19 protein-coding genes and 1 pseudogene are annotated in these 22,218 nt (G+C 57.2%); 8 read left to right on the plus strand and 12 right to left on the minus strand.

Going from position 1 to position 22,218, the window contains the following annotated elements; genetic code table 11:
- Positions 1 to 1,984, plus strand: a pseudogene (locus tag ACNA0I_RS01820) (efflux RND transporter permease subunit); the annotation flags it as partial.
- Between the two features lie 150 nt (positions 1,985 to 2,134).
- On the opposite strand, the gene ACNA0I_RS01825 reads toward ACNA0I_RS01820, so the two are convergent.
- The 3 genes from ACNA0I_RS01825 to ACNA0I_RS01835 form a co-directional block, all read right to left on the minus strand.
- Positions 2,135 to 2,821, minus strand: coding sequence for a type 1 glutamine amidotransferase domain-containing protein (locus ACNA0I_RS01825; protein ID WP_415804345.1), 687 nt, complete (start codon positions 2,819 to 2,821; stop codon positions 2,135 to 2,137).
- A gap of 88 nt (positions 2,822 to 2,909) precedes the next feature.
- A complete protein-coding gene (locus ACNA0I_RS01830; RefSeq protein ID WP_415804346.1) occupies positions 2,910 to 3,515 on the minus strand; it encodes a TetR/AcrR family transcriptional regulator in 606 nt (201 codons plus the stop codon).
- 170 nt (positions 3,516 to 3,685) lie between these two features.
- Positions 3,686 to 4,339, minus strand: coding sequence for a glutathione S-transferase (locus tag ACNA0I_RS01835; protein ID WP_415804824.1), 654 nt, complete (start codon positions 4,337 to 4,339; stop codon positions 3,686 to 3,688).
- Positions 4,340 to 4,539: 200 nt separating this feature from the next.
- On the opposite strand from ACNA0I_RS01835, the gene ACNA0I_RS01840 reads away from it, so the two are divergent.
- Together ACNA0I_RS01840 and ACNA0I_RS01845 are read left to right on the plus strand one after the other, a co-directional pair.
- On the plus strand, positions 4,540 to 5,118 hold the full coding sequence (locus tag ACNA0I_RS01840) for a TetR/AcrR family transcriptional regulator (protein WP_415804347.1): 579 nt from the start codon (positions 4,540 to 4,542) through the stop codon (positions 5,116 to 5,118).
- 336 nt (positions 5,119 to 5,454) lie between these two features.
- Complete coding sequence (locus ACNA0I_RS01845; RefSeq protein WP_415804348.1) at positions 5,455 to 6,414, plus strand: hypothetical protein; 960 nt, start codon at positions 5,455 to 5,457, stop codon at positions 6,412 to 6,414.
- Between the two features lie 67 nt (positions 6,415 to 6,481).
- On the opposite strand, the gene ACNA0I_RS01850 is transcribed toward ACNA0I_RS01845, so the two are convergent.
- The gene (locus ACNA0I_RS01850; RefSeq protein ID WP_415804349.1) at positions 6,482 to 6,853 is read right to left on the minus strand and encodes a SecDF P1 head subdomain-containing protein; all 372 of its coding nucleotides are present in this window, start codon (positions 6,851 to 6,853) and stop codon (positions 6,482 to 6,484) included.
- Positions 6,854 to 7,210: 357 nt separating this feature from the next.
- On the opposite strand from ACNA0I_RS01850, the gene ACNA0I_RS01855 reads away from it, so the two are divergent.
- The 4 genes from ACNA0I_RS01855 (at position 7,211) to ACNA0I_RS01870 (ending at position 11,009) form a co-directional block, all read left to right on the plus strand.
- Positions 7,211 to 8,242 (plus strand): TRAP transporter substrate-binding protein, encoded by a 1,032-nt coding sequence (locus tag ACNA0I_RS01855; protein ID WP_415804350.1) that lies wholly within the window; start codon positions 7,211 to 7,213, stop codon positions 8,240 to 8,242.
- Positions 8,243 to 8,428: 186 nt separating this feature from the next.
- Positions 8,429 to 8,992, plus strand: coding sequence for a TRAP transporter small permease (locus tag ACNA0I_RS01860; protein WP_415804351.1), 564 nt, complete (start codon positions 8,429 to 8,431; stop codon positions 8,990 to 8,992).
- Positions 8,989 to 10,269: a TRAP transporter large permease gene (locus ACNA0I_RS01865; protein ID WP_415804352.1), complete on the plus strand. Its 1,281-nt coding sequence runs from the start codon at positions 8,989 to 8,991 to the stop codon at positions 10,267 to 10,269. The genes ACNA0I_RS01860 and ACNA0I_RS01865 overlap by 4 nt, the downstream gene beginning before the upstream one ends.
- Before the next feature lie 20 nt (positions 10,270 to 10,289).
- Positions 10,290 to 11,009: a FadR/GntR family transcriptional regulator gene (locus ACNA0I_RS01870; RefSeq protein WP_415804353.1), complete on the plus strand. Its 720-nt coding sequence runs from the start codon at positions 10,290 to 10,292 to the stop codon at positions 11,007 to 11,009.
- Positions 11,010 to 11,073: 64 nt separating this feature from the next.
- Here the strand turns inward: ACNA0I_RS01870 and ACNA0I_RS01875 are convergent, their stop codons facing one another.
- The gene (locus ACNA0I_RS01875) at positions 11,074 to 11,256 is read right to left on the minus strand and encodes a hypothetical protein (protein WP_415804354.1); all 183 of its coding nucleotides are present in this window, start codon (positions 11,254 to 11,256) and stop codon (positions 11,074 to 11,076) included.
- A gap of 76 nt (positions 11,257 to 11,332) precedes the next feature.
- Here ACNA0I_RS01875 and ACNA0I_RS01880 point away from each other — a divergent pair, with 76 nt between their 5' ends.
- A complete protein-coding gene (locus tag ACNA0I_RS01880) occupies positions 11,333 to 12,817 on the plus strand; it encodes an aminotransferase-like domain-containing protein (protein WP_415804355.1) in 1,485 nt (494 codons plus the stop codon).
- A 115-nt stretch (positions 12,818 to 12,932) separates the two neighbouring features.
- Here the strand turns inward: ACNA0I_RS01880 and ACNA0I_RS01885 are convergent, their stop codons facing one another.
- From ACNA0I_RS01885 to ACNA0I_RS01915, 7 genes are all read right to left on the minus strand, one after another.
- Positions 12,933 to 15,002: an ABC transporter permease gene (locus ACNA0I_RS01885; protein WP_415804356.1), complete on the minus strand. Its 2,070-nt coding sequence runs from the start codon at positions 15,000 to 15,002 to the stop codon at positions 12,933 to 12,935.
- Positions 15,003 to 15,013: 11 nt separating this feature from the next.
- Positions 15,014 to 16,042 carry a quaternary amine ABC transporter ATP-binding protein gene (locus tag ACNA0I_RS01890; RefSeq protein WP_415804357.1) on the minus strand — a complete coding sequence of 343 codons (1,029 nt, stop codon included), beginning with the start codon at positions 16,040 to 16,042 and terminating at the stop codon, positions 15,014 to 15,016.
- Between the two features lie 202 nt (positions 16,043 to 16,244).
- Positions 16,245 to 17,210 carry an ABC transporter substrate-binding protein gene (locus tag ACNA0I_RS01895; protein WP_415804358.1) on the minus strand — a complete coding sequence of 322 codons (966 nt, stop codon included), beginning with the start codon at positions 17,208 to 17,210 and terminating at the stop codon, positions 16,245 to 16,247.
- 576 nt (positions 17,211 to 17,786) lie between these two features.
- The gene (locus tag ACNA0I_RS01900) at positions 17,787 to 18,701 is read right to left on the minus strand and encodes a DMT family transporter (protein WP_415804359.1); all 915 of its coding nucleotides are present in this window, start codon (positions 18,699 to 18,701) and stop codon (positions 17,787 to 17,789) included.
- 10 nt (positions 18,702 to 18,711) lie between these two features.
- Positions 18,712 to 19,779: an ABC transporter ATP-binding protein gene (locus ACNA0I_RS01905; RefSeq protein WP_415804360.1), complete on the minus strand. Its 1,068-nt coding sequence runs from the start codon at positions 19,777 to 19,779 to the stop codon at positions 18,712 to 18,714.
- Positions 19,776 to 20,756: an ABC transporter ATP-binding protein gene (locus ACNA0I_RS01910; protein WP_415804361.1), complete on the minus strand. Its 981-nt coding sequence runs from the start codon at positions 20,754 to 20,756 to the stop codon at positions 19,776 to 19,778. The genes ACNA0I_RS01905 and ACNA0I_RS01910 overlap by 4 nt, the downstream gene beginning before the upstream one ends.
- A gap of 9 nt (positions 20,757 to 20,765) precedes the next feature.
- Positions 20,766 to 22,211: an amidohydrolase family protein gene (locus tag ACNA0I_RS01915; RefSeq protein WP_415804362.1), complete on the minus strand. Its 1,446-nt coding sequence runs from the start codon at positions 22,209 to 22,211 to the stop codon at positions 20,766 to 20,768.
- Between the last annotated feature and the right edge of the window lie 7 nt (positions 22,212 to 22,218).

Raw genomic sequence — 22,218 nt, forward strand, 5'->3', positions numbered from 1 at the left:
GACGCTGGCGGCCGTGTTCATCGTCATGCTGCTTTCGGGACGGGATTTTGATCGCATTACCCTTGGGGCCCTGATTCTGGCGCTTGGCCTTTTGGTGGACGACGCCATCATCGTGGTCGAAACGATGGTCGTGAAGATGGAGGAGGGCCTGGATCGAGTCCATGCCTCCGCGCAAGCGTGGACGACGACCGCGGCGCCTCGCCTGGCCGGCGCGTTGGTCACGGCGATCGCGCTGATGCCGGTCGGTTTCGCACAGTCGACTGCCGGCGAGTACGCCGGCAACATCTTCTGGGTGGTGATGTTCTCACTCTTATGTTCATGGGTCGTCGCCGGTGCGTTCACACCCTACCTCGGCGTAAAGCTGCTGCCCAAGATCAAGCCGATCGCAGGCGGCCACGAAGCGATCTACGGAACGCCCAACTACCGCAGGTTGCGCGATTTCATCAGCCGCATGGTCGATCACAAAAAGAAGGTTGTACTGGCCGTCATCGGTATTTTCCTTTTTGCCTTCTTCGGCATGGGCTTCGTCAAGCAACAGTTCTTCCCGATTTCGGATCGTCCGGAGGTCCTGGTAGAGGTTCAGATGCCCCAGGGCACCAGTATCCAGGAGACCAGCAAGGCCGTGGAGGAAGTCGAGGCGTGGTTGCGCAAGCAGCCCGAATCCAAGCTGGTGACCAGCTATATCGGCGCTGGCGCACCACGTTTCTATTTGGCAATGGCACCGGAGCTACCCAACCCCTCCTTTGCCAAGATCGTGATCCTCACCGACAGCGAGAAGGAACGTGAAACCTTGATCAACAAGACCCGGCGCGCCGCTGCCGATGGTCTTGCACCGCAGTCCCGCATCCGTCTGAACTACCTGGTGTTCGGCCCGTACTCGCAGTTCCCAGTGGCCTTCCGAGTGATGGGCCCCGAGGAAGGAAAGGTACGTGAGATCGCCGGGCAGTTGAAAACCATCATGCAGAACAATCCGGCGATGCGCCAAGTCAATAACGATTGGGGCGAACGCGTGCCGAGCATGCATTTTGTCTTGGACCAAGATCGACTGAATGCAATTGGCTTGTCGTCCCAGGAGGCTGCTCAGCAATTGCAATTCCTGCTGACGGGCATCCCGGTAACTCAAGTGCGCGAGGATATCCGTTCGGTCGAGATCATCGCTCGCTCTGCCGGCACCGAGCGCCTTGACCCGGCCAAGCTGCAGGCGTTCACCCTCATGGGGCGTAACGGGCAGCGGGTGCCTCTTGATCAGATCGGCTCGCTCGAAGTGCGATTCGAGAACCCAATCATCAAGCGGCGTGACCGGATGATCACGATCACCGTACAGGGCGACATCGATGCCGCGCTCCAGCCGCCTGACGTCGCCATGCAGATCATCGCCGAAATGCAGCCGCTGGTGGACAAGTTGCCGGAAGGCTACCGGATCGAGACCGGCGCGGCGCTCGAAGAAGCCGGCAAGGCAAACACGGCACTGGCAGCCGTGTTCCCGGCAATGCTGGCATTGATGATGATCGTGATCATCTTTCAGGTGCGCTCCATTTCAGCGATGCTGATGGTCTTGTTGACCGCCCCACTCGCACTGGTAGGCGTCGTCCCGACGCTGCTGTTGTTCAACCAGCCGTTCGGCTTCAACGCCATTCTGGGCATCATCGGGTTGGCTGGCATCATCATGCGCAACACGTTGATCCTCATCGGGCAGATCCACTTCAACGAGCATGAGGGCATGCGTCCGTACGACGCGATCGTGGAGGCGACTGTCCAACGCGCGCGTCCTGTCATCCTGACGGCGTTGGCGGCCGTGCTCGCCTTCATTCCGCTCACCCTCTCGGTGTTCTGGGGGTCGATGGCTTACACCCTGATCGGTGGCACCATTGGTGGAACCATCCTGACGCTGATCTTCTTGCCGGCCCTTTACGCCTTGTGGTTCAGGATTCGAAAGGACACGGTCAAGGATCTGTCGGATCAGGACATCCGTGAAGAAGAGTAGGTGACCAAATTGGCTGTGACCGGCAACAAACACATGCTTCAGCCAACGTCGATAACACTATTCGTTGCTCTCGGGCTGGGCGTCTGCTCCCGACAGCGATCGAGCGCCTTGTCATCGGTCACCGTTTCACGGACGAAGACGACATACGCGTCATTTCGATGCACCGAGTTCTTCGACCAGTCGCTGCGCGGCGGCGGTCGACGAGCCCGGGTTCTGGCCGGTGATCAGCAAGCCGTCTTGCACCACGTAAGAACTCCAATCGGGGCCGCTCGAGTAGATGCCGCCCTTGGCCTTCAGTTCGTCCTCGACGAGGAACGGCACTATCTCGGTAAGACCGACTGCCGCTTCCTCGGTATTGGCGAAACCCGTCACCTTCTTGCCTTCCACCAGCGGGCGGCCCTCGGCAGTTTTCACGTGACGCAGTGCGCCCGGCGCGTGGCAGACCAGTGCAATCGGCTTGTTCGCCGCGATGAAGCGCTCGATCAGGTCGGACGAGTCCTTGCTTTCGGCCAGATCCCAAAGCGGACCATGGCCACCAGGATAGAAAACCGTGTCGAAGTCATCCGCGGACACGTCGGCCAGCCTCACGGTATTCGCCAGTACCTTCTTGGCTTCGGCATCCGCCTCGAAACGGCGGGTCGCGTCGGTCTGGAAATCAGGCTCGTTGCTCTTGGGGTCGAGCGGCGGCTGGCCACCCTTGGGCGAAGCCAGCACGATCTGTGCACCGGCGTCCTTGAAGATGTAGTACGGGGCTGCCAGCTCTTCGAGCCAGAAGCCGGTCTTGCGGCCTGTGTTGCCGAGCTGGTCATGCGAGGTCAGAACCATTAGGACTTTCATTTCATTCTCCAAAGAGAGTTATTAGACCGGTCGTCTCAATAAGAGACGCAAAAATAGCCCCCCTACGGAGGGCAATGCCTCTTCCCAATCAGGAAGGAGGGTGCAGGACCTGGCGAGTGGTCGCCATGGCCATTTCAAAGGGCTGAGGGGTACGGACGATCTTCACCATCACACTGGCACCCAACCATAGCTGGTAGAGGCTTTGGGCGGCGTCATGGGGCGCCCCCTCTATGGACACCGAGCCTTCTGCTACACCAGCTTCGATGGCGCCCGCCAGGCGATCGATGATGCCGGCGGTCCCGCGCTGCAACGTCAGGCGCATGGCCTCAGACAGGTCGGCCACCTCCGCACCCAGCTTCACGGCCAGACACTTGCCTTGGCAGTCGTAGAACAGTTGGGTGTCCTGCCAGTTCTTCCAGTAGTTCATCAGGCGTTGTGCCATGGTCAGGCCCGGCGCGCTCAAGGTGGCATCGAGTTCGGCCCAGTAGTCTTCAAAGTAACTCTCGAGGAGTGCTTCGCCGAAGGCGTCCTTCGAGCCGAAGTAGTGGTAGAACGAGCCCTTCGGAACGCCGGCGGCGACCAGGATCTCGTTGATGCCGACAGCGGAAAAGCCCTTGCCGGCCATGATGCGTTGGCCGTGAGCAAGGATGTTCTCGCGAACGTCGTTGGTTTCGGTGGTGCGTACAGTGTTCATGGGCGTAATGTAGCACCAATTAGACCGGTCGTCTACAACTGACGCAAATTTTCTTGAAACGCTCTGTCTTCAAAAATCAGGCCGAGGTGGCGCCGTCCAAGACATCTCCTCAAACGGGCTTACCGCTCGCCATCGACGCTACGTACTGATCTATCCCGTTGTGAAATGGCTCAACCTGTTGCAGAGGCAGAAAATGCGGGTTGACTCTTTACGCTGGGGCGTTCCTTCATCCGTGCATACCAAGCCAACAGTAACGTGCATTCGGCTGGCACTTGCAGATTGACGATAGAAGCGAAAACCAGTCCACCAATTACAGTGATATCGGCCATCGAGAATGTATCGCCAGCGATATAAGGCTGGTTTCTCAAGACCGAATCGAAGTAATGCATGCCACGAAGAGCCTTATCACGCTGCCTAAACCCCCATTCCGGGTTTTGATACAGCTCGACTTGCGGCCCCAATCCTGGAGTTCCGTGGTGAAAGAAAACGCTAATAGCGTCGAGCAACTCCAGTTCCGCGCGTTTGCTCATCATGTGGATGATGCCTTTCTCACGCGGGGTTCTACCAGTCAACTTGGGCTCGCCGTCAAGCCCATCAAGGTACTCCGTGATAGCCGTGCATTCGGCTATGCAGGTTCCGTCACTAAGTTCAAGCACCGGCAACGTACCCGAGTAGTTCTTGTTCGCGATGAACTCGGGCTTTTTATGCTCGCCCTTGTACAGATCGACCATCTTGAATTGCACTTGAGCTTGCAGGTTCTTTTCAGCCAAGGCGATGCGGACACGCGTAGGGTATGGCCCTCGGGGGAAGTCATAAATTGTCATTGTCGGGAACTTACCAACATTACGGCCTGGTGCAGCAGTATTCATTAAGATTTCCTCATTACGTGTGGCTTAGGGTCAACCGGCGACGAATAGGGCAATGTTCGCCGTCAAATTAGTCTACCTAACGTTAGTTAGGTTTTACTGTATGCGTTACAATTTGCCCTGTCAACACCTATTCTTCTTGTGCGGGAGCCATAAAAGTGAGGAACGAAGCGAACTCAAGCTCTAAGGAGCGAATCCTGGTAGCCGCGACAAAGATTGCTCAGGCTCATGGCTACAGCGGGTTGAACTTCCGAGACCTTGCGGAAAGCGTTGGCATCAAAGCCGCCAGCATCTACCACCACTTCACTAACAAGGCTGATCTTGGCGCGGCGGTTGCACGACGCTATTGGCAGAATTCAGCGGCCACGCTAGAAACATTGCTGGCCGAATCCCCGGATGCAAAGCACAGTTTGCATCGGTACCCTGAAACGTTTCGCAAAGCGCTGGAAAGTGCTAATCGCATCTGCTTATGCAGCTTCATGGCAGCCGAAAGTGACGACTTGCCCGAGGCGGTGATGAAAGAAGTCCGAACCTTCACTGACGTAAATGTCATGTGGTTAAGCAAAGTGCTTTTGGCGGCGAATGCGACAATGAGCACCGAAGAAAGCGAACTACGAGCACGTGCCATCTTTGCTGCCATCGCCGGCGCCCAACTCATCGCTAGGAGCCGTTCGGATATTTCCGTTTATGACGCATTGATCGAAAACTATCGCGCAGCGGGTCTATTGCCGGCTTAACCAATATCTGGACAACCAACGGGCCCTTGCTCCTGAGGCAAAGCAGCAGACGGAACAAGCACGATCCCACGCGGATGCAAATCGGCGATCCGCTCAGCGTCCAATCCCACATTGAAAATATCGATTCGTCGATCAAATCAGCAGTTTCGTCGAATAAATCGCTCAGCGATCAGCCTCTCATGCTAGGCTCTGCGCCATTCATGCCGTCACGAAGCAGCCGATCGGATCGCTCTGCGTATCGATCGATCGCATTGCTCATTACGTCCGTAGCGGTGACAAACAGAACGACATATCTTGAACTGACTTTTCAACGAAGACAGAAGAGGAGATCGTAAAGTGTTGTCATACAACCAAGCCGTTAAACAGGACGGACGTACCTCATCGCTTTCACCAGGTCGCAATCGTCTGGTCCTGGCGCTCTGCGCACTCGCCGTTGGCGTTCTAGTCGCTGGTTTCTGGAATTATCATTGGGTAGACGGATTTGGCCGGGAGATCATCGCGGGCCAAACAATCGGAGACACGGAACGCCTGTCCGATTCTTATAGTGAACGGGGAGCGGGTTTCGGTTTTGTCTTTGCAATCGTTGCGGGCTTGGCTGCGACCTTCACTGCGTGCAATTGCGTAGTATTCGCTATGCTTCCCGGCCTCGCTTGCGCGACGGAAAAGGTCGGATCACCTCGACGACTCGCCATCAAAGCAATTGGCATTTTTTCGCTTTTCGTCCTGCTGGTTTGCTTCATTTACGGAATGTATGTCGGCTCGCTCGGACCTGATCGCGTGGACGCCTTCAATACTCGAGAAACCCGCCTGTTTCAGGCACAGGTGACATTCACACTGCTCGGCGTCATCCTGCTCCTATGGGGTGCGATTTCGTTTGGATTCCTCGATGGCATGCTCCGCCGCTTGCCACCAAAAATGCTGCGCGTCACAGCCTCGCCGCTGGCCAAGGCCTGCTTCATGGGAATCCTCGTCGGGCTGTTCGCCATTGGACGGCCCTTTCCGGTGTTCAGGCATTTTCTCGCCTATGCCGCCGCCTCAGAAAGCCCGCTGTATGGAGGCGCAGTGATGGCCTTGCAAGGGGTCGGGCAGATTCTGGTGATGGTCCTGCTGTTCCTGGCGCTGATCGTACCGTTTTCCAAGCGCCTGACGAACTGGTCGGCGCGGCACCCCGGCAGATTGGAACAATTCAGCTCGGCGATGTTAGTTGCCGGCGGGGCCTACTTCGTCTTCTATTGGGGCATCGCCTTCGCCTATAACGCCGGCAATTGGGGCTTCAAGCTGAACTGGTACAGCTAGTTTGCAAACATCGCCGTCCGATCACACGGCCCAGCACCAGCACATCATTGCGGCGATGAGGCAAAGTCTACTTGCCGTCGGAAACATCGATCGTGCTACCCGTGCTGAGCCGTTTCACCATCTCCTGAGCGGACATTCCACCAAAGCCGGTCGCTCCGGGAGACAAGCGTAACGCTCCGCCCTCGATTGGACTCATTACTGTCGGCGACGCCAAGATCACATCGTCGGCACGAATATGAATCATCTTGCCGACACGGTCACGCGTAAACGCCGCCAGATTGCGTTGGCCGTCCGACGTCAGCTTCACGTCGACGAAGTCCTGATTCGTCACATCATCATGTCCAACAGCAGCGCTCTGTACGGGTATCCGTACTGTCTCTGCATGGGCCGCAACACTGCACATCAACGCAAAGCCCGCTATTAATCCGATCACTCGCATAAGTACACCCCGTGTTTCAAGTCTGTGGCGATGCCGTTCTCGCAACGACGACATCTCTCATGGGAATTCCCAGTGATTAGCCTAGTTTCTGACCACTCTCCTCAAGTCGATTGAACAGGGATAACCCCAATTTTTAAAACATCACACGAATACGTATTATGACTTCCTCAAAAAAATAGCGATATCTGGAGACAGAGCAATCAGCGTGAATTGTCTACGCTCAGGCTAGCCCAATCGCCCTATCAATACCTCACCGCCTCTCCACTCTACGAAGTTCTGGACGCGGATGGGGTGATGGTGGTCGGTCCTTACTTGCAGCACTTTCGTTAAAAAAGCAGCCCCATCAGGAGACTACCAATGAAGAATCTGAACCGAAGCGGCTGGGCCGCACGCCTGACATTTACTGCCATTGCAGCTTGCTTTGCTGCTGGCGCCATGGCCGCCGAATACAAGGAACGAACGCTGAAGCTGGGTCATGTGATCGCCGACGACCACCCTGCCGCATTGGGTGCAAAACGCTGGGCGGAACTGTTGACCCAGAAAAGCGACGGCAAAATCAAAGTTCGAATCTACGGCAACGGCGCCATCGGCGGCGACACGCAAATGACCTCCGCCCTGCAAGGCGGCGTTCAGGAACTGGGCATCATCACCTCGTCGCCCATGGCCAGCGTAGTGCGTGAAGTCGGCCTAATTGATCTGCCGTTCACCTTCAATTCTGCCGCCGAGGTTGATGCCGTGCTGGCTGGGAAAGTCGGTGACGCCATCGCCAGCAAGATGAACGATAAAGGCCTGGTGATTCTGGGATGGATGGAAAATGGTTTTCGCAGTGTCACCAATAGCCGTGCCCCCATCACCAAATTCGAGGACATGCAGGGCCTGAAGATCCGCGTACTGCAGAACCCCGTCTACATCGAAACCTTTAACGCGCTGGGTGCCAACGCCGTGCCCATGCCTTTCCCTGAGGTCTATACCGCCCTGGAATCGCGCGCGGTAGATGGCCAGGAAAACCCGTTGGGGACGATCAATACGTCTAAGTTCAACGAGGTGCAGAAGTACCTGAGTGTCACGCGACACACCTACACCCCCTACGTGGCGGTCGTCAGCAAACGAGTGTGGGACCGACTCAGTCCGGATGAACAAACACTGCTGCGAGAAACCGCTGCTGAGGCATCAGCCTACCAGCGTCAGATCTCACGCGAAAGCGAAGCCAAGTTCCTGGCGGAGCTCAAAGAACGCGGCATGGAGGTCAACGAACTCTCACCGGAAGAAGCCCAGCGCATGCGTGAAAAGCTCAAGCCGGTCATCGACAAATTCTCGAAAGAACTCGGCGGTGAGCTCGGTGCAGAAATGTTCGCTGAAATTGCCGCCGTACGTGGCAAGTCCAATTAATTGCCGAGTATGACTATGCAGATCGCCATCACGGATGGCGGGCCTTTCTGGAGACGGCGATCTGTTGGGCCATGACCGTACGGTGAATCTGGCAAGACTACCTCTCGATCTTCCACGCCCATATGGCAGGGACCACTGTCCCGCCATCAGGCAACGTCGCTCTAGCTACGGCTAAGGAAAATATTCATGAAGAAGTTGATAGATGGGTACTTTCGGCTATTGGGTTTGCTAATGGTCCTCTGCCTGGTCACCATGGTGATCCTCGTGTTTGGCAACGTCGTGCTGCGTTATGGCTTTAATTCTGGCATCACTAGCTCCGAGGAGGTCTCCCGCTGGCTGTTTGTATGGCTGGTTTTTCTCGGCTCTATTGTCGCGCTGCGCCACCGTCAACATCTGGGCGTCGAGGTTGTCGTGCGACGCCTGCCGGTTTTTGGTCAGAAGCTATGTCTGATCGCCAGTCAACTATTGATGTTGGCAACCCTATGGTTGTTCTTATCCGGCAGTTGGGAGCAGACCGTCATCAATCTGAACGTCGAGGCTCCCGCCACAGGGTGGTCCATGTCTATCGTCTACATGGTGGGCATCGTCTTTAGCGTGTCAGCCGGCGCCATGGTGTTGTGGGATCTGTACCGAGTGCTCTCGGGGCGCATCAAAGATGAGGAGCTCATCATGGTGACCGAGTCCGAAGAAAAAACGGAGCTTGACGCGCTCAAGCGCGAATTGGCAGCCGCTGAAGGGAAACAACCATGACTGTGTTGGTTTTTGTCGGATCCCTATTGGGCGCAATGGCCCTGGGGATGCCCATTGCATTTTCGCTGCTGGTTTCCTCTGTCGCCTTGATGTGGCATCTGGACATCTTCGATGCGCAGATCATCGCGCAAAACTTTATCGCTGGAGCCGACAACTTTCCCCTGCTCGCTATCCCATTCTTCATGCTCGCAGGCGAGATCATGAACGTGGGCGGCCTGTCCCGCCGGATTGTCGATTTTGCCTTGGCCGGCGTAGGCCATATCAAAGGCGGACTTGGTTATGTGACGATCGTCGCGGCTTGCATCTTGTCGGCCCTTTCCGGTTCGGCGGTCGCCGATGCGGCAGCACTGTCGGCCCTGCTGGTGCCCATGATGATCAAGGCAGGCCACTCCTCGCACCGTGCGGCGGGCTTGGTTGCGTCCTCAAGCGTCATCGGGCCCGTCATTCCCCCCAGCATCGGCTTTGTGATTTTTGGCGTCGCGGCCAATGTATCTATTACCAAACTATTCTTGGCAGGGATCATGCCCGGCATCTACATAGGTGCCGCGCTGTGGATCACCTGGTGGATTTGTGTACGCAAAGACAACCTCGCCACACCGCCACGCAAAAGCAGCAAAGACCTGATTCGCGCCGCGTTGGACGCAAGCTGGGCTCTGATGTTGCCCGTGATAATCATTGTCGGCTTGCGTCTCGGGGTCTTCACCCCTACCGAGGCGGCGGTGGTGGCGGCCGTCTATGCGCTGTTCGTTTCCACGGTCATCTATCGCGAATTAAAACTTGCTCAGTTGTACGCGGTGTTCATGACTGCCTCGCGGACCACGGCAGTGGTCATGCTGCTCGTCGCGGCGGCGTCGATTGCAGGTTGGCTGGTGACTGTGGCCGACCTGCCTGGCGCGATCACCGATATGATGCAGCCTTTCATGGACAATCCCACGCTGCTGCTATTTGCAATCATGCTGCTGGTTATTGTCGTCGGTACCGCCATGGACATGACTCCGACCATCTTGATTCTCACGCCGGTGCTGATGCCGATCGTACGAGAGGCAGGTATCGATCCCGTATACTTCGGCGTGCTATTTGTGATTAACATGTCCATCAGCTTAATCACACCGCCTGTCGGTACCGTACTCAGCGTCGTGGCAGGCGTGACAAGACAACGCGTTGACCAGGTAATGCGAGGCGTCTGGCCCTTCTTAATCGCCGAATTGATCGTGCTGGTCTTGCTCGTGCTATTTCCCATACTGATCATGGGGCCGGCGCGCTGGTTTAGCGGTTGATACTACTGAGGAGACAAGGTATGGCCGTGCGCACGACACGATCCGCAAACAAGCAATCCGGAGGCACGCTTGCCGATCGCGTAACGACGGCCCTGATGGACCAGGTGCGTGGCGGCGTCTACCCAGCGCAGACGCGGCTGCCCACCGAGCCGCAGCTGGCCGATCAGTTTGGCGTCAGCCGCACGGTGATCCGTGAGGCAATATCTCGTCTGAAATCCGAGGGCCTCGTGGAAACGCGACAAGGCAGCGGCACGATAGTGTTGGCACGCCAGATAAACACCTTTCGCATTGATGCGTTAGGTGGGCAGTTGGAAGTCAGAGCGGTACAAGAGGTTCGGTCCGGACTGGAAAGCGAGATGGCTGCTCTCGCCGCTGCCCGCCGCACCGAGGCTCAGAACGAAAAAATCCAGCGCGCACTGCGCCGCATCGATGATGCTGTAGCCGATGGCGAGGACGGCGTAGCCGAGGACATGGCGTTTCATCGGGCCATCGCCGAAGCCGCCAGCAACCCGCTGATGACATCGCTTCTCGAATTCATTGGTCGAGCGTGGCACGATGTCATCAAGATCACCCGCAGCAACGAAGCCCGTCGAGAGGACTTCTTTCGCCAGGTCGAGTCGGAACACGCCGCCATCGCACAAGCCATCGCCCGGCGCGACGTCGAAGGTGCTCGGCAGGCCGCCCTGCGACATATGCACGCCTCGATCGAACGGATCATGGCTGCAGAGCAAGATCACTAACCGATTTTGGCGTGATCGTGGCGCCGCTGCGCCGAGTTGCTCCCAATTTAAGGCCCAATGGGGCCTACTGAATCTTGGAAGATTCTTTCTCTCTCTCCTTCTCTTTCGCTTTCTCTATCTTCTCTCCGTCGTAATGCGACTTAATGCCGAAGTACATGGCCACGACTAACACGAGCAACTTGAACGAACCGAAGACTATAGGGACCCACTGCATCTTTTTCTCAAAATGCTGCTTCAGCAGCTTCATTTACTACCTGCTGGCAAGCTCGCTGAGCACCATACCCATACAAGCATCAAACTCCAACGCCTAAAATCCATACAATTTGCCAGATTTTTTGTATTATATGGCTTTTTCGTACCAGACAAAATTGCCAAAAATCCATACATCCTCGGACGACTTGTCTTCCACGCGTCGCCTTAAGAAAGTAAACCTGTCTTGGGTGCGACCGCTTACGGCAGGTTTGGGCTCTCGGTACCAGCAAATCGCCACGCAAATCGTCACCGCGGTGGACGACGGCGTTCTCAGGCCAGGCGATCGCCTGCCCCCCCAGCGCGAACTCGCCCAGGCATTGGGAGTCGACCTCACGACCGTCACCCGTGCCTACACGGAAGTTCGCCAGAAGGGACTTTTGGAGGCTCACGGCGCAGGTGGAACCTATGTGGCCTATTCCGATTCGGGAGCAAAAGGGACAATTGATCTGGGAATGAATATCCCTCCCTTGCTCAACAGCGCAGAGTTCGCGCACATGCTCGCGCAAGGCAGTGGCACTACCCCCGCAACAGCGAGCCCGATGGATCTGATGAGCTATCACGTGGGCGCAGGCGCGAATCGGCATCGTGCCGCAGGGGCAAAATGGCTGCAGCCGATGATTGGCAACACGGACATCGAGCGGGTCGTGGTTTGCTCTGGCGCCCAAACCGCTATCGCGGCACTGCTACTGGCCAAGAGCCAGTCTGGGGACGCCATTGCTTGCGATGAGTTGACTTACCCGGGCTTCCTGGCCGCTACCCGCTTGCTCCAGCGCTCGGCCGTAGGGGTGAAATCCGATGAACACGGAATGGATCCTATCGATCTCGAGCGAGTGTGCGAACAACATCGTCCCGCGGCGTTGTACTTGAATCCGACGATTCAAAATCCAACTGCGCTGACGCTCTCGGTCGAGCGACGAGCAGAGCTTTTACGCGTTGCCGAGAAATATGCGTTGCCAGTCATTGAAGACGATCCTTACTGGTTGTTGACCGAGCGCCCGCCGAGCACGATGTTTTCATTGTCCGCCAACACATCCTCGGTCCCGGTTTATTACGTCTCGACGCTATCTAAATGCATAGCACCGGGCCTGAGAACCGCTTACTTGGTTGTCCCTTCGGGGGAACCGTTAAGTCCAATTCTTGACGCCCTGCGTTCGCTGGCTCTGATGCCGACCCCTTGGATGGCTGAAATGGCGTCGACATGGATAGAGTCGGGAGTTGCCGTTCAATGGCTGGCACGGATCAAGAGTGAGATGCAGCACCGGCAAACCATCGCAGCATCAATCCTGCCGGGGAATATTCAGGCCGACCCGCATGGTCTTCACCTCTGGCTCCAGTTGCCGCGCCATATCGACCCCTACCGGCTCACACAAACAGCGCTACAACAAGGCTTGGGTGTCACGGATTCGGAGGCATTTGCCACGGGGTCTTTCAGCCCGGCAGCGCTTCGTGTGTCATTGGGTGGCGCTATTGATCGAACCCGCCTGACACATGGCCTGACGCGATTGGCGGAGTTACTCCAAGGAGATATGGGCAGGCGGGTTTCCAATGTTGTGTGATTGGCCTATGCCCTCTTTCACAGAGAGCCGGTGATCAGGGACCACATCGCCGCCGTCACATTGCCGTACTGACGAGTCGCCTCAAGAACCCGAGGCGACTGCGTACGATGACGGGTCAAGCCACGACCAGGCCCAATTCAACTTTCTTGCGTTTGACCCAGGCGCCGATCAAACGGTCTGCCGCTATTCCCATAAAGGCAATACACAGACCCGCCACTAGCGCCTTGCCTATTTCATTACCGGAACGTGCGGCATTGATCTGCGCCCCCAGGTCCTGAGTGCCGATCAATGCGGTAATCGCCACCATGAACAACGCCATGAAAATCACCTGATTTACGCCCAGCATGATTTCAGGCAACGCGATCGGCAACTCCACCTTCATAAAGCGCTGCACCCGTGTCGTACCTTGTTGTGTCGCGGCCTCCATAATGGGAGCGGGTACGCTACGCAAACCCAACATGGTGTAACGCACCATCGGCACCACGGCAAACAGCAACACGGCAATGATGGCAGACAGATCGCTGACCTTGAACAGCATCACGACGGGGATCAGGTAGATAAACGACGGAAAGGTCTGCAAAAAATCACACACGCCCGCCGCAAAGCGGGACCAGTTGGCAGTACGCGATGCCAGCAGACCCAGCACGAAGCCCACAATGATGCACACGGCAGCAGCCGTGCCGATCATATACAGCGTGGTCATGGCTTCGGTCCACAGACCCGTACCGGCAGGGAACCAGATCAATAGTCCGGCGACAAGCGACACCGACCAACCGCCCAAGCGATAGCCGACCAAGGCCACGAGTGCGACAAAGGTCACCCAAGGGATCGCCTGAAAAAATGTGCGAATCGGGATCAACACCTCGAGCAGCATGAAATTGCGAAACGCCTGGACCGAGTCATACAGATTCAAGTTTATCCAGTCGATGCCTGCATTCCAGTAGGCAGCCGACGTAATCGTGTGCTCAGCGCGCAGCTGCGCCAGGTCTGGCACCACGCGAGCCAGCAAGACACTGGCCACCAAGAATACCAGCCCCATCACCAAATGGGGATGACGCTGCCGCCAACTGAGGCCAGGATCCACATAGACCGGCGCCTTCAAGGCGTAGGCCCGGCTCAGACGGTCCAAGACCACTGCGATCACGACGATTGCCAGGCCTTGTTCCAAGGCCTGGCCCAGACGCAACGACTGCAGCGACGTCAACAGTTCGCTGCCCAGACCCGCGGCGCCAATCAATGCCGCCAGCACGATCATGGCGAGGGTTTGCATGACGCCTTGATTCAAGCCTGTCAGCAACAGCGACCGCGCGGCCGGTATCTGCACTCGCCACAACAGCTGCCAGCGCGTGCAGCCCATCATGCGTCCAGCCTCGAGCACACCGCTACTGACCGTTTCCAGACCGAGCGCCACACAGCGCGCGACCGGCGGCACTGCGAACAACGCCGTCGCAATCATGGCAGACACGTTGCCGACGCCATACAGCACCACGATGGGCACCAGATACGCAAAGGGCGGCATGCTCTGCAGGATATCGAATAAAGGCGTCACCAGGCTCCGGAAGCGCGGGCTCTTGCTCATGAATATTCCCAACACCAGACCGATGAGGAACACCATGGGCACCGTGATGATCACGAGCGCAAACGTCTGCATGGATGGCTGCCAGACGCCGAACAGCGCCAGGTACGTGAACGCCGCCGCAGCCAGCAGTGCCGTGCGCCATCCGCCGAGCCAGTGGCCCAATATCGTGGCGAGACCCGTCACCGTGATCCAGGGCAAGGCAGGCACACTGCCGGCAAAGCCATTGAAGAACAGCGATTCGCTGACGCTCAACGGATAAGACAACCAGGAAGCAAACCCGCGCGTCACATTGCGTGCGGTGAATTCAAACGTTGTTCCTTCGAAGAAACGCGCACCGTATACGACCCACTCAAAGAACGCGTCGATCCAGTCTTTCAGCGGCAACATCCAATCGGAGGGGTATTTCGCGACCCAACTCACCCGCCCTGCAGCCACTTGTCCCAACAAGATGATCGCCAGAGCGGCGATCCAGAAAAACATGCCGCGATGCCAGGATGCCTGTGGCCGACGATCTGACGGCGGCGCGACGGCAGCACTGCGCGTGGTCGCAGGTGCCCCCGATCGGGGCGAGTCGAGCACCTGCGCCACGTCGTTTTTCGAAAGCATGGCAGCCTGACTCATTGGAACAGCGCTCCTGCCACTTGTTCGCGGCTGACTTGTCCGACCAGCGTTCCCGACGCGTCGACGACGGGCAAGGCCCGCTCGGAAGCGATGACGCGCTTGGCGATTTTCTCCAATACATCGGTCGTCCGAATCACATCCTGATCCGAGGCGACCGTGATATGGGCCGGGTCAGTTGGTGTCATGATCCGCTGCGTCGTAATGAGTTTTGCCCGCGGCGCATGTTGCACAAATTGTTTGACGTAATCGTTGGCCGGCGTCAGCAGCAGCTCTTCGGCCGTTCCGATCTGCGCCAGACGTCCGTCCTTCATGATCGCAATACGGTCGCCCAAGCGCACGGCCTCATCGAAGTCATGCGTCACGAACACGATGGATTTATGCAGCTTGGATTGCAGCTTGATGAATTCGTCCTGCATCTCGCGGCGGATCAGCGGATCCAGCGCGGAGAATGGCTCATCCAAAAACCACACGTCGCACTCGCCGATCAAGCTGCGAGCGATGCCTACACGCTGTTGCTGCCCGCCTGATAGCTGCCGGGGGAAATAGTGCTCGCGCCCCTCCAGGCCAACCGTGGCAATCAACTCCTGCGCCTTGGCCAGCCGCGTCGATTCAGGAACGTTCTGTATTTCCAGCGGAAATGCGACGTTCTCCAGCACGGTGCGGTGCGGCAGCAAGCCGAAGTTCTGAAACACCATACCCATTTTGCGTCGACGGATATCTGTCAAGCTGGCGCGAGAGGCTTGCAACAGGTCGACACCATCAAACAGTACTCGCCCCGCATGCGGCTTTATCAGCCGCGTCAAACAGCGGATCAGCGTCGATTTGCCCGAGCCGCTCAGGCCCATGATGATGAGGATCTCGCCCTTGTTGACATCAAAACTGACATCACGGACGGCGGCGACCAACCCTGCCGCGGCGAGCTGCTCGTCGGTGGGCTGATACTGGTGTTTTTCCAGAAAACCCGTGGCGCGCTTGCCAAACAAGTGCCATAGGTTTTGGCATGAAATTTTTACCGAGTCACTCATAACTATTCCTGTCGAATAGCGCGCAGCACTGCGCGGTCACTTTCCGACAAGATCAGCGGTATGGCGATATCAAGGCTGATTCAGCGCAAAAATAGATAGTGTCGGAAAGTACTAGACGGATCTGAGATGACGCACATCATCGTGCGAATACCCATAGGACAGTGCGCGCGGCCACGTCGATGTGTCGCGCGCACTCGGGGGATTACTTAGCGCAATCCGGCATCCAGGCTGCGATCTCTTGTGGGTGTTGCTCGATCCATGCGGTGGCGGCGGCATCGTGCGTCAGACCTTTGACGTCCGCGAGTGCCGCTGCTTGATCAATCATCGGGCCGGTAAAGTCGATGTTCTTGATCAACTGATAACCGCAGGCCCATTTTTTCTCAAAACCGGACCACGCCCCTTTCTTCAGGTAGCCGCCCTTGGGTGAGCCGCAATCGTAGGTTTTATCGGGGTTGACACCCCATTTCGGGTCTTCGACGCAAGCGGCTTCGTGCTCGGGAAACTCGACGAATTTACCGGCGAATTCTGCGCCCACCCAGTTCGGAGCCCAGTTGAACAACACGATCGGCTCTTTGCGTGCATAGGCCGACTTGAGTTCGCCGAACAACGCTGCGGCGGAGCCGGCATTGACCACCGTGAAGTTCAAGTCCAACGCCTCGATTTTTTCTTTGTCGTGCTTGATCCAGTCTACCGGACCCGCCAGATAGCGGCCCTTGGGAGCCGTCTCGGGCACGGCAAATTTCTCTGCGCATGCATTCAATGCTTTCCAGTCTGGCAAACCGGGGCAGATTTCTTCCATGTATTCCGGATACCACCAGTCCTCGCGCGTTGTCGCGGTGTGACTGCCCAAGTCGACCATGCGTCCAGCTTTGACTTCCTTCATGAAGCTGTTGTGCATGGTCCCTTCCCAGATCTCCATCTGCAAATCCAGATCGCCCAAGCCCATTGCCGCATATTGCCCTTGGCTATCGGCCGGCACCACTTTGGTTTCGTAGCCTAGCTTTTCAAGCAATTGTTGAGCGACACGAGCGAGCACTTTTTGGCTCGACCAGTTATTGTCCGCGATTTTGATCGGGTCGCTTGATTCCGGGGTGAATGCCTGTACAGGGGCACCGATCACAACGGCGAGCACCAACATGCCAGCGCTGAATTTTTTAGTGATGGACAACGGGATATTTCCTCCATGTGTGAAAGGACGACGAATCACCCTTTCGAGGTTTTGATGCGTGCATCGGCAATGCCCATGGCAATGCCAATGCATTCATCAGAATGACTACTACCTCTATCGCGCTGCGAGACCTTCTGGCCAGCAAAACCAAGCGCTGTTCGTCGGCGCGCGCCAATAGAAGAGGCGTTGGCAAACACGTTGCCAACACAGTAGAACCACACGGTTCAGAATGCCGGATGTACTTCAGACAAATCGAGTCGGATTACGCATTCCAGCGTTACCCAGGCATAGTCGCGCGACGAAAGCGATCTCGCAACTGTGCGCCAGGCACGTAGATAATCTTGAACAGCAAGGGCGCCGCGTACACGGCATTTGGCCGGCTTTTTGAGCCGTTTTATTGATAAACAACATGCGCATGATACCCGCATCGAGCTTTCTTGTCTTGTTTAATTGCTCGATCTTGCCGATGTGCCTGGAGATAAAGGCTAACGTCGCCGCAAATTGAGAGGCCTCGCGAGCCGTGAGAATCCAGATATATCCTCACGGCTCGCACCATTCAAAAATCCCATGCCCACGCTATTGGCTGCTCCGCCTCAAACGCCATTCGTAATACGTGAGATAAAGACCGCTGCCAATCACAATGGCGCTTCCCAGAAAGGTGATGGGCAGCGGCACTTCACCCCAGATCAAATAGCCGAGCGCAACGGCCATGACGATTCGAACATAGCTGACGGCGCCGCATAACGACGGAGGCGCCATCCGAAAGGCTTGCGTCTGCTGATATTGGCCAATGGCGCCGGATATACCGGCGCCACCCATCAATGCCCAACCATACCAATCGGGTTGCCGCCATCCGAGCGGCAGCCACAGTGCGCCCACGACCGTAGCCAATAATGTGAAATAGAACACGATAGCCAAGGGATGTTCGCTACCGCTTGATCGGCGAATCATGACCATGCCCACTGCATATAAAAAGGCACTCAATAGTGCGATGGCGACTCCCAGGCTCAACGCCCCCTGGCCTGGCGGCGTAATCAAGACAATACCGGCAAACCCCAGCAGTACAGCGCTCCAACGGTTCATGCCCACGCGCTCACCCAACATCGGTGCCGACAATGCGGTGATCATCAAGGGGCCAACAAATGAATAAAAAGTCGCATCAGAAAAGGGCAGCAGATGATAAGCCCAGAACGAGGTCACCATAGACCCTACCACCAAGGCGGACAGGTAGAACATAGTGCTCGGTCGGCCGCAGCGCAGCGTGGATAACCCACCCTGCCATCGCAGCACGCAAAACGCAGGAATGAGCGCAAAGGCACTGCGCAAGAACAGCACTTGGCCAAACGGATAGGCTTCAATGGCCAATTTGACGAACGCGTTCATCAGCATGAACGCACCCATGGCCACCAACATGCTGATAATGCCCCGACTCAGTTGCACGTCAACAGGACGGGCCTGGGCAATAGGCGCGGAAAGGCGCGGCGTCGACATGTTGAAAGGACTAGGCAGCCGCCCGCCTACTCGCATATATCGCCTGGCGCATCAACAACCCCGGCGTGGGGTGTTGCGTGTGCCGGGCAGCCTCGTACACCGGCGTATCTTCCGCAAAATGGCAGGCCGCTTGATGGCCCGTGGACATCTCGCGCAGTGTGGGCGTTTCGGCCTTGCAGCGATCTTGTGCCATGGGACAACGCGTATGAAACCGACAGCCCGAGGGCGGGTTGATCGCGCTGGGAATATCGCCAGCCACCGGGGCAACGTTATGACGTGCGGCGGGATTCGGGTCGGGTGCCGCAGCCAGTAACGCCTGTGTATACGGGTGACGAGGATTGCGATAAATGTCCTGCTTGCTGCCTATTTCAACCAGTTGTCCGAGATACATCACGCCGACACGATCTGCAATGTGGCGGACCACGGCCAAGCCATGCGAAATAAACAGATAGGAAAAATCGAATCGATGCTGCAGGTCTTTGAGCAGATTGACGATCTGCGCCTGAATGGACACGTCCAACGCGGATACGGGTTCGTCACACACGATCAGTTTGGGCGACAAAGCGAGGGCGCGTGCAATACCGACACGTTGACGTTGCCCTCCGGAAAATTGGTGGGGATATCGCTCTGCGTGATAGGGCGCCAGGTCCACCAGACGCAGCAATTCCTCTACTCGACGCTTGCGCGATACGGCATCGCCCACCCGGTGCACATTGAGCGGCTCAGACAAAATCTCACCCACCGTCATTCTGGGATTTAAACTCGCGTAGGGATCTTGAAAAACAATCTGCATGCTTTTGCGCAAGGGATTCATCTCGGCGCGTGTACAACGGGTAATGTCCTGCCCCTCGAAGAACACCTGCCCTGCGGTGGCTTCAATTAGCCGCATGGCCAGCCTCGCCGTGGTCGACTTACCGCAACCTGTTTCCCCGACAATCGCCAGCGTTTCGCCACGCATCAACGTCATGCTGACATTGTCCACTGCTTGAACGGCACCAACCTGCCTGCGCAGCACCATGCCGTCATATACGGGATAGCGCTTGGACACACTTCTGAGTTCCAGCAAAGGCGTCGTCATACGTGTTGCTCCAAGGGCATATTCCAACAGGATGCACGGTGCGAATCACCCAACGACTCGAGCACCGGAGGGTCGTGGCGACACTGATCGGTAGCGAATAGGCAGCGCGGGTTATATCGGCACCCGGCGGGATAATTGAACGGCGGCGGCACCGTGCCGGAGATGGTCAGCAGCCTCTCCACATCCACATCCATCCGCGGCAGCGACGCCATGAGCCCCAGGGTATACGGGTGCTGAGAATCCTCGAAAATCGCAGCCGCAGATCCCGACTCGACGACCTTGCCCGCATACATGACCGCCACGTCGTCTGCACACTGTGCCACCACCCCAAGATCATGCGTGATCAGAATAATGGCCATGCCGGTGTCCTGCTGCAGGTCGCGCAACAGACTAAGGATCTGCGCTTGAATGGTCACATCCAGCGCCGTTGTGGGCTCATCGGCAATCAGCACAGTAGGCTTGCAAGCCAGCGCCATTGCAATCATCACGCGCTGGCGCATGCCGCCGGACAGCTGATGCGGATACTCGCTAAAACGTCGCTCTGGTGCGGAGATGCGCACCTTGCGAAGCGACTCTATAGCCATCGTCTTGAGCTCGCTCGCCGGCAAATGGTGGTGCGCCCGTACGGCTTCCATAATCTGAAAGCCCACCGTATGCACCGGATTCAAGCTCGTCATGGGCTCTTGAAAAACCATCGCAATACGATTGCCACGTATGCTGCGCATCTGCCGTTCAGACTGTGTGCGCAGATCCACGCCTTCCAATAACACCTGCCCTTCGCGTACCCGTCCTGGCGGCGGAACCAAGCCCATGATGGACAGCGAGAGCATGCTTTTACCCGAGCCGCTTTCGCCCACGATACCCAAGGTGCGTCCTGCCTCCAGCGTCAAGCTGACCCCATCAACCGCACGCACCTGTCCCAAACGGGTATCGAAAGCCGTAACCAGATTCCGTAATTCCAGAACGGGTGTAGCCATATCGGCCTCCTAGTTGAGGGGGAATGTCAGCGGCGCAACGTCGGCGATAGAGCGGTTGGCCACCAAGTCCAGCCCAGGGAATTTCTCGATCGCGCGCTGTTGTGCTTCCTGGACCCCGGCCGCCGCTGCCGCACGATCGATCGTGAGCACCTCTCCCTTCTCGACCACCTTTGTGCCGTCGACGTACACCGTATCAATGGCACGCTCTCCGGCGGCATAGATCAGACTGCGCACGGGATCACGATACGGGCTCATCATGGGATGCTTGAGGTCGACCAGCACAACATCCGCTTTCGCGCCCACCGCCAGACGCCCGATATCGTCACGTCCCAACGCCGTCGCCCCGCCTGTCGTGGCCGCGTTGAAAATTTCCGTCGTGGTCGTGGTGCGTGGATCATCCGCCATCAATCGCGCCAGATACGCAACATGGCGCATCTCGTCAGTCATATTGTGGGGATAAGAATCGGTACCAATGCCCATATTGACCCCGGCCCTGCGATAACGGCCGAAGTCACGTAAAGCCATGCCTCTGCGCATGAAAATGGTCGGGCAATGCGCAACGGTCGAGCCGGTGTCGGCCAGGATAGAGAGGTCCGTTTTAGTGTGCCAGGCCGCCCGAGGATGATCGTCCAGGAAAATTCCGTGACCGACGATGCTGCGCGGCTTCAGTACCCCTAGAGAATGCAGCCACTGCACGGGCGTAACACCATGCCGACGTGTCATCTCATGAAATTCGGGCACGGATTGCGCCGCATGAATTTGCCACGATAGATTGCGGCGCTCGGCTTCCTGCCGGCTCGCCTTGATCAGCTCAGGCGTGCAGGTGTCGACCTGTGCGGGCGTGACCATCCCGAACAGCCGTCCGCTCGAATGCGCGCAGGCTTTATCGACCAATTGCAAGGCAGCCTCCATGCTACGCTCCCCTGCCTTTTCGTCCCAGTCGTACTCCACCAGATGTCCATTTCGGGTGTACCACTTTGCCGATTTGAACAGCGGCGCGATACAGCCCCGAATTCCACTGGCCGCCATGACATCGATCCATGTTTCGTGCGTGCCGGACATATCGACCAGCGTGGTGACTCCGCTAAGCAATAGCTCCCCGAGCGCTTGATTCAGGCAATGCGGAGCAGCTTCTGCATCACCGCGCATCAACGGCATCACTTCGTAGAGTCCGGAGTTGTATAGCCCGGGCGATCCCACTTCGTCTGTGTACCCCTTGTTCAGCGGCTCGCTAGCAGGATGGGAGTGAATGTTGATGAGCCCTGGCATCACCATCTTTCCCCGGCCATCGACCTCTTCCACCTGCTCGCCGATTTTGGCAACGTAGCCCGGTCCCACATGCACAATAACGTTGCCATCGAACGCCACATCAGCGTCGTTCAGATAGACGTGCTGAGCTGCAGCCGCATCCCAACCGACGACGAACTCTGCATTTTTTATAACGGTAATAGTCATGATAGGT

It is taken from the genome of Bordetella muralis, from assembly GCF_965139205.1.
GTDB lineage: Bacteria > Pseudomonadota > Gammaproteobacteria > Burkholderiales > Burkholderiaceae_B > Bordetella_A > Bordetella_A muralis.